Annotated in this window: 6 protein-coding genes and 1 pseudogene; 2 read left to right on the forward strand and 5 right to left on the reverse strand. The window is 71.2% G+C overall.

Annotated elements, in window-relative coordinates:
* Positions 1 to 331 precede the first annotated feature (331 nt).
* The 3 genes from galK to galT are packed head-to-tail and all read right to left on the reverse strand — an operon-like array spanning position 332 to position 3,527.
* Positions 332 to 1,495 (reverse strand): galactokinase, encoded by a 1,164-nt coding sequence (gene galK / locus FGF04_RS29345; RefSeq protein WP_149514311.1) that lies wholly within the window; start codon positions 1,493 to 1,495, stop codon positions 332 to 334.
* Complete coding sequence (gene galE, locus FGF04_RS29350) at positions 1,495 to 2,469, reverse strand: UDP-glucose 4-epimerase GalE (protein WP_149514312.1); 975 nt, start codon at positions 2,467 to 2,469, stop codon at positions 1,495 to 1,497. The genes galK and galE overlap by 1 nt, the downstream gene beginning before the upstream one ends.
* A complete protein-coding gene (gene galT, locus FGF04_RS29355) occupies positions 2,466 to 3,527 on the reverse strand; it encodes a galactose-1-phosphate uridylyltransferase (RefSeq protein WP_149514313.1) in 1,062 nt (353 codons plus the stop codon). Before galT ends, galE begins: the two co-directional genes overlap by 4 nt.
* Positions 3,528 to 3,664: 137 nt before the next feature.
* Here galT and FGF04_RS29360 point away from each other — a divergent pair, with 137 nt between their 5' ends.
* The gene (locus FGF04_RS29360) at positions 3,665 to 5,380 is read left to right on the forward strand and encodes a sodium:solute symporter family protein (protein WP_149514314.1); all 1,716 of its coding nucleotides are present in this window, start codon (positions 3,665 to 3,667) and stop codon (positions 5,378 to 5,380) included.
* 19 nt (positions 5,381 to 5,399) lie between these two features.
* Positions 5,400 to 5,777, forward strand: a complete 378-nt coding sequence (locus FGF04_RS29365) for a hypothetical protein (RefSeq protein ID WP_235882550.1) — start codon at positions 5,400 to 5,402, stop codon at positions 5,775 to 5,777.
* Between the two features lie 665 nt (positions 5,778 to 6,442).
* Here FGF04_RS29365 and FGF04_RS29370 read toward each other — a convergent pair.
* Both FGF04_RS29370 and FGF04_RS29375 read right to left on the reverse strand, forming a co-directional pair.
* A complete protein-coding gene (locus tag FGF04_RS29370) occupies positions 6,443 to 8,257 on the reverse strand; it encodes an ABC-F family ATP-binding cassette domain-containing protein (protein WP_149514315.1) in 1,815 nt (604 codons plus the stop codon).
* 237 nt (positions 8,258 to 8,494) lie between these two features.
* Positions 8,495 to 9,010: pseudogene (locus FGF04_RS29375) on the reverse strand (4-(cytidine 5'-diphospho)-2-C-methyl-D-erythritol kinase); the annotation flags it as partial.

A 9,010-nucleotide genomic window follows, 5' to 3' on the forward strand; every position in this document is an offset into this window, starting at 1 on the left:
TCCGCCCCGGCCACCTCGCCAGGCCGTCCCACACGGCGACCCGACGCCGCTGCCCTGCCAGGCCGCCCGACGCGGCTGCCTCGCCCAGCCGTCCGACCTGGCCACGCCGCCTGGCCACCCGGCGTGGCCGCCCTACGCGGCCGTCCGACGTGACCGCCCCACGCGGCCGCCCCGCCGAGCCGTCCGGACCCAGCCACGCCGCCCAGCCGTCCGACGTGTCCGGCCCACTCGGCCACCCCGCCCGGCCGTCCCAAGCCGCTGCCCCGCCCAGCTCGGACGGCTGGGCGGGGCAGCGGCTTGGGACGGCCGTGGCGGTCGGGGTGGCGGGGCGTCAGCTCAGGCGGCGTGCGCCCTGTGACGGGACCGCCGGGAACACGCGCGGTGCCGTGTAGCCGGCCGCCGCGAACGCCTCCTGCACCGCCTTCGTGACCGTGTCGGCGTCCGCGGTCTCGACCAGGACGACCGCCGAGCCGCCGAAGCCGCCGCCCGTCATCCGCGCCCCCAGCGCCCCGGCGGCGTTCGCCGTGTCGACGGCGAGGTCCAGCTCCGGGCAGGAGATCCGCAGGTCGTCGCGGAGGGAGACGTGACCGGCCGTCAGGAGGGGCCCGATCCCCCGGACGTCGCCCGCGTCGAGCAGCGCGATGACCTGCTCGACCCGGTGGTCGTCCGAGACCACGTGGCGCACGTACCGCCGCACCCGCTCGTCCGACAGGCGGGCCAGCGACTCGTCCAGGTCCTCGTACGCGAGGTCGCGCAGGAAGGGCACGCCGAGCTGCCGCGCACCCTCCTCGCAGCCCTCCCGCCGCTCCGCGTACGCCCCGTCGCCCAGCGCGTGCTTGACGCGGCTGTCCACGACGAGGAGCTGCAGCCCCTGCGCGGGCAGGTCGAAGGGGACCTGCCGGATCGACAGGTCGCGGCAGTCGAGGTGCAGGGCGTGCCCCTCCTCGCAGCAGGCGGACGCCGTCTGGTCCATGATCCCGCAGGGCACGCCGACGAAGTCGTTCTCCGCGCGCTGCGCGATCCGGGCCAGTTCGGGCCCCGTGAGGCCGAGTTCGAAGAGGTCGTTCAGGGCCAGCGCCGTCACCACCTCCAGCGCCGCCGAGGAGGACAGGCCCGCGCCCGTCGGGACCGTCGAGGCGAGGTGGACGTCCGCGCCGGTGACGGCGTGCCCGGCCTCGCGCAGGACCCAGACGACCCCGGCGGGGTACGCCGCCCAGCTGGTGTTCGTCAGCGGCGCGAGGCCGTCGACGTGCAGCTCGACGACCGGGCCCTCGATGTCGGCCGAGTGCAGGCGAAGCACGCCGTCGTCGCGCCGCGAGACCGCCGCCACCGCCGTGTGCGGCAGGGCGAGCGGCATGACGAAGCCCTCGTTGAAGTCGGTGTACTCGCCGATCAGGTTGACCCGGCCGGGCGCCGCCCATATCCCCCCGGGCGCCGTCCCGTACAGCCGCTCGAAACCGTCCCGGACCTGCTCGGCCGCTTCCCGCGTCCCCACTAGTGCCCCTCCGCCTTCGCGATGTCCTGGGCGAACTGCCACGCGTCCGCGACGATTCCCGCGAGGTCCGCGCGGGACGGGTTCCAGCCGAGCCGCTCGCGGGCCGTGGCGGCCGAGGCGACGAGGACCGCCGGGTCGCCGGCCCGGCGCGGGGCCGCGACCTCGGGGATCGGGTGCCCGGTGACCTGCCGGACGGTCTCGATGACCTCGCGGACCGAGAAGCCGTTGCCGTTGCCGAGGTTGCAGATCAGGTGCTCGCCGGGCTGCGCTGCGGCGACCGCAAGCAGGTGCGCCTCGGCGAGGTCGGCCACGTGGATGTAGTCGCGGACGCAGGTGCCGTCCGGCGTCGGGTAGTCGTCGCCGTAGACCGAGATGGCCTCGCGGCGGCCCTGGGCGACCTGGAGGACGAGCGGGATGAGGTGCGACTCGGGGTCGTGCCGCTCGCCGCTGGTGCCGTACGCGCCCGCCACGTTGAAGTAGCGCAGCGAGACGGCGGCCAGCCCGTGCGCGGCGGCCTCACCGGTGATCATGTGGTCGACGGCGAGCTTGGAGGCGCCGTAGGGGTTGGTGGGGAGGGTCGGCGCGGTCTCGACGATCGGGGTGGTCTCCGGCTCGCCGTAGGTCGCGGCCGTGGAGGAGAAGACCAGCCGGCGCACGCCCGCCTCGCGCATCGCGGCGAGCAGGGCCATCGTGCCGCCGACGTTGTTGTCCCAGTACTTCTCGGGCTTCACGACCGACTCGCCGACCTGCGAGAACGCGGCGAAGTGCAGCACGGCGTCGTACGAGGCGTCGAGCCATTTGGCGGCGTCGCGGATGTCGCCCTCGACGAACGCGGCACCGGCCGGGACGCCCTCGCGGAAGCCGGTGGAGAGGTTGTCGAGGACCGTCACCTCGTGACCGGCCTCCAGCAGGTGCTGGGCGACGACGCTGCCCACATAGCCCGCGCCACCGGTGACCAGGTACTTACCGCTCATGAACTCGCTACCTCTCGCAGTCGCTGGGCCGCGGTCTCCGGCGGCACGTCGTTGATGAACACGTTCATGCCGGATTCGGAACCCGCGAGGAACTTCAGCTTGCCGGACGTACGTCGGATGGTGAAAAGCTCGAGGTGGAGCGCGAAGTCCTCGCGTACCACGCCGTCGAACTCCTCCAGCGTGCCGAACGGCGCCTGGTGCCACGCCGAGATGTACGGCGTCGCGGGCTCGTCCTCGCCGAAGATCCGGTCGAAGCGCCTCAACAGTTCCAGATAGACCTGGGGGAACTCTGTGCGCGCCCCCTCGTCCAGCGCCAGCAGGTCCGGCACGCGGCGGCGCGGGTACAGGTGCACCTCGTAGGGCCAGTGCGCCGAGTAGGGCACGAAGGCCACCCAGTGCTCCGTCTCCAGGACGACCCGCTCACCGGCGAGCTCCTTGGCCAGGACGGCGTCGAAGAGGTTCTCCCCGCCGGTGGCCTCCTTGTGCGCCGCCAGCGAACGCAGCATCAGGGCTGTTCGGGGCGTCGTGAAGGGGTAGGCGTAGATCTGCCCGTGCGGGTGACCGAGCGTCACACCGATCTCGGCGCCGCGGTTCTCGAAACAGAACACCTGCTCCACGGAGGGAAGATGCGACAGCTCGGCCGTGCGGTCGGTCCACGCCTCCAGGACCAGGCCCGCCTGTTCCGGCGTCAGGTCGGCGAAGGACGCGTCGTGGTCCGAGGTGAAGCAGACGACCTCGCACCGTCCGGAGTCCCCGGCGAGCGAGGGGAAGCGGTTCTCGAACACGGCGACGTCGTACGAGGAGTCCGGGATCTCGCTGAGCCGGTCGCCCTGGGAGGGGCACAGCGGGCACTCGCCGGCCGGCGGGTGGTAGGTGCGGCCCTGGCGGTGCGAGGCGATGGCCACCGCGTCGCCGAGCAGCGGATCGCGCCGTACCTCCGAAGTGGTGACCGTGCGGTCGAGCGGACGCCGGTCCACCGCGTCGCGCACCGTGTCGTCGCGCGTGTCGTAGTAGATGAGCTCACGACCGTCGGCCAGCCGGGTCGAGGTCTTCTTCACGCCGGACTCCCCATCCCTAACCCGATATCCCTAACCCGATCAAACCAATAAACAGAACCAAACACATCAAACCACAAACCCCCACGCGCGTCAGCACCACAACCAAACAAAGAACACCAAGATGAAGTGAGCGCAGTATGCAGACCCCCACAGATCCAGGCTCCACGTCCCCCGTGCACGCCTCCGTGCAGCTGGCCGCGGAGCTGCGGCTCCCGACGAACTGGCTCGACTACGCGATCCTGGCGATCTACTTCGTCGTCGTGCTCGGCATCGGCTTCGCCGCCCGGCGCTCGGTGAAGACCAGCCTCGACTTCTTCCTCTCCGGGCGCTCGCTGCCCGCCTGGGTGACCGGCCTCGCCTTCGTCGCCGCCAACCTCGGCGCCACCGAGATCCTCGGCATGGCCGCCAACAGCGCCCAGTACGGCGTCTACACCGTGCACTGGTACTGGATCGGCGCCATCCCCGCCATGGTCTTCCTGGGCCTGGTGATGATGCCCTTCTACTACGGGTCGAAGGTCAGGTCCGTCCCCGAGTTCCTGCTGCTGCGCTTCGACCGCAGCGCACATCTGCTCAGCTCGGTGCTGTTCGCCTTCGCCGCGGTCCTGATCGCCGGCGTCAACCTGTACGCGCTCGCCATCGTCGTCGAGGCGCTGCTGGGCTGGCCGGAGTGGGTCTCGATCGTCGTCGCGGGCGCCTTCGTGCTCGGTTACATCACCCTCGGCGGCCTGTCCTCCGCGATCTACAACGAGGTGCTGCAGTTCTTCGTCATCCTCGCCGCGCTCATCCCGCTGACGGTGCTCGGCCTGAAGAAGGTCGGCGGCTGGGACGGCCTGACCGACTCGCTCACCGCGAGCCACGGCGGCAACTTCACCACCGCGTGGGGCGGCACCGGCATCGGCAGCGACAACCCGCTGGGCGCCAACTGGCTCACCATCGTCCTCGGCCTCGGCTTCGTGCTCTCCTTCGGCTACTGGACGACGAACTTCGCCGAGGTGCAGCGCGCCCTGTCCGCGAAGAACCTCTCCGCGGCCCAGCGCACCCCGCTCATCGCCGCGTTCCCGAAGATCTTCATCGTCTTCCTGGTGATGATCCCCGGCCTGGTCGCGGCCGTGCTCGTCCCGAAGATCGGCATGCCCGGCTCGGACCTCCAGTACAACGACGCGATCCCGTACCTGATGGAGGACCTGCTGCCCAACGGCGTCCTCGGCATCGCGGTGACCGGTCTGCTGGCGGCCTTCATGGCGGGCATGGCGGCCAACATCTCCTCGTTCAACACCGTCTTCACCAACGACATCTGGGCCAAGTACGTGAAGCGGGACGAGGAGGACGCGTACTACGTGCGCTTCGGCCGCCTCATCACGGCGATCGGCGTGCTGGCGTCGATCGGCACGGCGTTCCTCGCCTCCTCCTTCTCGAACATCATGAGCTACCTCCAGACGCTGTTCTCCTTCTTCAACGTGCCGATGTTCGTCGTCTTCATCGTCGGCATGTTCTGGCGGCGCGCGTCCATGAAGTCCGGTTTCTGGGGGCTGCTGGCCGGCACCACGGCCGCGATGGTCAACTACTTCGTCCTCTACAAGCAGGGCGTCATCGACATCCCCTCCGACCAGGGCGCCAACTTCGTCTCCGCGATCGCCGGATTCGTCGCCGGCGCGGTCGTCATGGTCGCCGTCTCCCTCTTCACCGCGCCGAAGCCGGAGGCGGAGCTGCGGGGGCTGGTGTACGGGACCAGCTCGCCCGGCATGGAGGAGCCGGCCGGGGAGGGCGACGACGCCTGGTACCGCAAGCCGGCGCTGCTCGGCTGGGGCGCCGTCGTCCTGGCCGCCGTCTGCTACATCCCCTTCTCGTTCTGACCCCGGAGGACCGATCTCCATGTCCACGAACCCCGAACGCTCCGGAAGCTCCGAACGCTCCGGACACCCCGGACACTCCGGACGCCCCGGTGACTCCGAGCACGGCGTCCACCGTGAGGTCACCGAACTGCAGGGCAAGTCGGCCACCGCGGCCCGGCTGTTCGACATCCGCCGCATCATCGGCGGCCTCTTCGTGGTCTACGGCGTCATCGTGACGATCGCCGGGATCACCGCGTCCGACGCCGACATCGACAAGGCGGAGGGCGTCAACATCAACCTCTGGACGGGGCTGAGCATGCTGGCGCTCGGGCTGTTCTTCCTGGTGTGGCTGTGGCTGCGGCCGGTGGCTCCGCCGGTGCCGGACGAATCCCCTGCGGAGGGGCCTCCGGCGGTGTGACGGTGGCGGCCGGCGGGGGCGGCCCCCTCGGAGGGTTCGTTCACCGCGGGCCGGTGGGGGTTGATCGCGCAGTTCCCCGCGCCCCTGTCGGGGCTCGTTGACTGCCGGCCCGTGCGGGCCTGTCGCGCAGTTCCCCGCGCCCCTATGGGGGCTCGTTGGCTGCGGGCCGGTGGGGGCTTGTCGCGCCGTTCCCCGCGCCCCCTTCGGGGCGCGTCCCCTGCCGGGGCTTGTTGGCTGCCGGCCGGTGGGGGCCGGGCGCGCCGTTCCCCGCGCCCCTTTCGGGGCGCGGGGGTCAGAGGCTGCTGCTGCGGGTAGCCGTAACCGGGCGCGGGCGGCGGGGGCGTGGCCCCGCGCGGGTCCTTCGGAGGGCCGAAGCCGCCCTGCTGCTGCGGCTGGTCCTGCGGCGCTCCGGACCCGTCCTGCTGTGACGGTCCCTCGGGCGGCTGAGTCATCAGCGCGTCCCCCCTCTTCACTGATTTTTAGCCATGCCCTGCGGTACGCACCGCTGCGGGCGATGCACTCACAGTGGTGGACGGAAGACCTGAGACTGTTCCCGGACGGCTCTTTCTATCACTGTGGAGCGCTCGAACACCGGGCCGGATCTCTCCTTGTTCCCAAGGGAGAACCGGCCCGTGATGCCCTCGTTACGTCTCTTCACGCGCCGTTCACGCGTCGTCGGCGAGCTCCAGCCAGCGCATTTCCAACTCCTCGCGCTCGGTGGCCAGTTCACGCAGCTCGCTGTCCAGTTTCGCCACTTTCCCGAAGTCCGTGGCGTTATCGGCGATCTGCGCGTGCAGCGTGTTCTCCTTCTCGGAGATCTTGTCCAGCCGCCGCTCGATCTTCTGCAGCTCCTTCTTCGCGGCGCGGCTGTCCTTGGCCGACGCGGCGGTGGCGGAACCGCCCTTTTCGGTCACGGAGGCGGGGGCCTGGGCCGCCGCGGCCTCCTCCATCGCGTGCCGCCGCTCCAGGTACTCGTCGATGCCGCGCGGCAGCATCCGCAGGGTCGCGTCGCCCAGGAGCGCGAACACCCGGTCGGTCGTGCGCTCGATGAAGAACCGGTCGTGGGAGATCACGACCATGGAGCCCGGCCAGCCGTCGAGGAGGTCCTCCAGCTGGGTGAGGGTCTCGATGTCGAGGTCGTTGGTCGGCTCGTCGAGGAAGAGGACGTTCGGCTCGTCCATCAGCAGCCGCAGCAGCTGGAGCCGGCGGCGCTCACCGCCGGAGAGGTCGCCGACGGGCGTCCACTGCTTCTCCTTGTTGAAGCCGAAGGTCTCGCAGAGCTGGCCCGCGGTCATCTCGCGGCCCTTGCCGAGGTCGACCCGGTCGCGGACCGCCTGCACGGCCTGCAGCACCCGCCACTCCGGGTCCAGTTCGGCGACCTCCTGGGAGAGGTAGGCGAGCTTGACCGTCCTGCCGGTGACGATGCGGCCGGCGGCGGGCTGCTTCTCCCCCTCCGAGCGGGCGGCCTCGGCCATGGCCCGCAGGAGCGAGGTCTTGCCGGCGCCGTTCACCCCGACCAGACCGACCCGGTCGCCCGGACCGAGCTGCCAGGTCAGGTGCTTGAGCAGCACCTTCGGCCCGGCCTGCACGGTGACGTCCTCCAGGTCGAAGACCGTCTTGCCGAGCCGGCTGGAGGCGAACTTCATCAGCTCGCTGGTGTCCCGCGGCGGCGGCACGTCCGCGATCAGCTCGTTGGCGGCCTCGACGCGGAAGCGCGGCTTGGACGTACGGGCGGGGGCGCCGCGGCGCAGCCAGGCCAGCTCCTTGCGGACCAGGTTCTGCCGCTTGACCTCCTCGGTCGCGGCGATGCGCTCCCGCTCGGCGCGCGCGAAGACGTAGTCGGTGTAGCCGCCCTCGTACTCGTACACGGCCCCCTTCTGCACGTCCCACATGCGGGTGCAGACCTGGTCGAGGAACCACCGGTCGTGGGTCACGCACACCAGCGCGGAGCGGCGCTCGCGCAGGTGCTTGGCGAGCCAGGCGATGCCTTCCACGTCGAGGTGGTTGGTGGGCTCGTCGAGGACGATCAAGTCCTGCTCCTCGATGAGCAGCTTGGCCAGCGCGATGCGCCGCCGCTCGCCGCCGGACAGCGGCCCGATCACCGTGTCGAGCCCCTGCGGGAAGCCGGGCAGGTCGAGCCCGCCGAACAGGCCCGTCAGCACGTCCCGGATCTTGGCGTTGCCCGCCCACTCGTGGTCGGCCATGTCCCGGATGACCTCGTGCCGGACGGTGGCGGCGGGGTCGAGGGAGTCGTGCTGGGTGAGCACGCCGACGTTCAGGCCGCCCGAGTGCGTGACGCGTCCGGTGTCGGCCTCCTCCAGCTTGGCGAGCATCCGGATCAGCGTGGTCTTGCCGTCACCGTTGCGGCCGACCACCCCGATCCTGTCCCCTTCGGACACGCCGAGGGAGACTCCGTCGAGCAGCGCACGGGTCCCGTACACCTTGCTGACTGCCTCGACATTGACCAGATTGACGGCCATCGCACTCCTGACAAGGGGGATCGATCGACCTTCCAGGGTAGCCGCCCGAAGCGATGATCCTTCCGGCCACCCTGGACACCCTCAGGGGCGCGGGGAACGGCGCAGTCTTTTGTCTTTGAGGGGCGCGGGGAACGGCGCAGTCTTTTGCCTTCAGGGGCGCGGGGAACGGCGCAATCTTTTAGGGGCGCGGGGAACTGCGCGACCAGCCCCCACCGACCCGCACCCGACGAACAACCGTCACAGCACAACAGCCCCGCGCACAGGCCCCACCGCCACGCGCGCAGCGCGACACGTCCCGGACGCGACCAACGCGTCGGCGACCTCCGCGGCAACCCCCGCGTCGGGGACGAGGAACGCCGTCGTGGGCCCGGACCCGGACACGAGCGACGCCAGCGCCCCGGCGTCCGCCCCGACCGCAAGCGTCGCGGCCAGCGACGGCCGCAACGACAACGCGGCGGCCTGCAGATCGTTGGAGAGCGCCCCCGKCAGCGCGGAGGCGTCCCCCGACGCCAGCGCGTCCAGCAGCACGGGCGAGGCCACCGGCTCCGGCACCTCCACCCCCGCGTTCAGCCGGTCGAACTCCCCGTACACCGCGGGCGTCGACAGCCCCCCGTCGGCCACCGCGAACACCCAGTGGAAGGGCCCGCCGACCGGCAGGACCTCCAGCTTCTCGCCCCGCCCGGTCCCGAGCGCCGCCCCGCCCACCAGGCTGAACGGCACGTCGCTGCCGAGCTCGGCGCAGATCTCCAGGCG

It is taken from the genome of Streptomyces apricus (genome assembly GCF_008369065.1).
Lineage (GTDB): Bacteria > Actinomycetota > Actinomycetes > Streptomycetales > Streptomycetaceae > Streptomyces > Streptomyces apricus.